This window comes from Candidatus Methylacidiphilales bacterium (assembly GCA_025056655.1).
Taxonomy (GTDB): Bacteria; Verrucomicrobiota; Verrucomicrobiia; order Methylacidiphilales; family JANWVL01; genus JANWVL01.
The window spans coordinates 1-2,003 of sequence record JANWVL010000047.1; the positions used below are offsets into that span (position 1 = coordinate 1).

A 2,003-nucleotide genomic window follows, 5' to 3' on the forward strand; every position below is an offset into this window, starting at 1 on the left:
AATCTATCAATTCGTGCAATTTATTAATACACTCTTTAGACCCTATCTTTCCGATAGCTATTATTATATTATTATCAAGCATAGGCTGATTAGATATTAGTTGATATAGTCTTTCACAGCGATTATTTAGCAAAAACTCGAACCTTTCTTTGCTATAATATTCACCCCTCAATACGATACCATTCGACGTGTCGAGCTGACGCAGACGATAAATAATGTTACTCAGGACGAGTATCAAAGTACTTTTATCTTCATAATCATGCCAATGCTGCTCTAATACATCGAAATCAATAAAATCTCCATATTTTATAGATTGGTCTGTTATAATGTTTTTTAGAATATCAGATATATTTGAACATTGTCGTGCTACATTTATAACTCTCTCATTATAAATCTTGTTTATTATACTTGCGCCTAGGTAACCTTTTCTATAATTAAGCTGCTCAAGTATTTTTTTTAAAATCTTGGATGCGCCTTTACCTTTATGTAAAGCAAAATTATTTACTTCATCTAAAATCTTATCTAAATCTTCATAAAGCCCCATTCGTGCTAATAGAATTAATCTTGCTCCAAATGAATAGTGTTTAAGTGAATGAACACCATATTTTTGCAAATCTTCTGTAATTTTCTCCATCAATTTTATTCGAAAACACGCATCTCTTTTTAATTCAATGGCTAAAAATTTTATTATATTTTCCCTAGCCGAATTGTCCATGTAGTCAAGCATGGGTATAGCTCTATCCAGATAATAAGGGTCTTTACATCTAATGTAACGTGATATGTATAAAGCACATCGAATTACCTGTCCTTCACTGAATAATGGTGCCGTAATTTTATCGTAATACTCGTCTTTCATCTTGGTCAAAAAAGCAAGCGCTACAATTATTTTTAATGGATCCTCATTTCTGTTATATAAAAATTTCATGTAATATATTACCACTCTAAAAATATCTAATTCGTCGCCCTTTATTTGTTTACAAATCTTTTCTAAATCCTCAAGTTTATTGAGGTCATTACATATAAGGTAGGCAAAAACATCTTCTTGCGCTTTCACGTTTATATTATAAGCTAAAATCAACAAACCTGATCAATTACACAAATCCAATCTTTCTGAACGAAAAGATATCAAAAGTTACAGTGTTTGTAATCTTTGTATCACCCATAAGCATCACACAATCTACTACTCACTTATAACCTTGTTCCAAGCTATCAAAAAGTATCTAGATCGCCATTGCTCCAACGCATCAGGCGAAATCTGAGTGTCAAATGCGCTATTGATGATCATTCAGGTCAAGTGCGCCGGTGAATGTAGCCTGGCTCATCACCCACCCCTATCCTACAGCCCCCAACCGACGACTAACCGATCATCGAGCTTGAGAGCAGTTCACATTCGTCGGGAATAAAAATGTGCCGATCTCATCACGCAGGTCGATCGCGGACGCGCTTCGTGATGAGCTGGTAGATACTCTATACGCAATGAGGCCATGGTGCAGGCAATGGTGGATACAGAGAGACAGGCATTTCAGTACTGCACAGACGACTTCATTGGGTATACTGCTTTAGACTAACGACAGGGGAATATCTCTGATTACGAAAAAAAGTCGCAGACCTAATCGGTTGAAACAAGTTTTGCGGACTTTTTGTGAATCTCGCTTGCTTAAGCTAACGTTCGCGGCGTTTTTCGCCGTGGGAGTGCCTAAACCCAAATACTTGCGTAGTCCCGCGGATAGCTCTGATAACCCGGAGGCGCTTGCTTGAAGGGCTGCCGCCGATTCCAGCATTGCACAAAGGACTCACCCGCCCACCGTAGCTCCTCCACACACCGCGAAAAGCACCGCGCCCGTCGGCCTAACCGAGCAAGATCCCCCGCAACTCGGCGAGACCTGCTTCAACTGAATAGGTCTGCGACTTGCCCGGCACAACTAGAAACAGCTGTCACGCTAGTCCAAAGCAGCATACCCACTGAAGCCGTCGGTGCAATACTGAAATGCCCGTGGCGCTTG

At 39.6% G+C, this 2,003-nt stretch carries 2 protein-coding genes; one reads left to right on the forward strand and one right to left on the reverse strand.

Annotated features, from left to right (window positions below; translation table 11 throughout):
* On the reverse strand, positions 1-1,054 hold a 1,054-nt coding region (locus tag NZM04_02370; protein MCS7062886.1), incomplete at its 3' end, for a hypothetical protein.
* A 700-nt stretch (positions 1,055-1,754) separates the two neighbouring features.
* Between NZM04_02370 and NZM04_02375 the strand changes: the two genes are divergently transcribed.
* Positions 1,755-2,003 (forward strand): hypothetical protein (locus tag NZM04_02375; protein MCS7062887.1); only part of this gene is annotated, 249 nt, incomplete at its 3' end.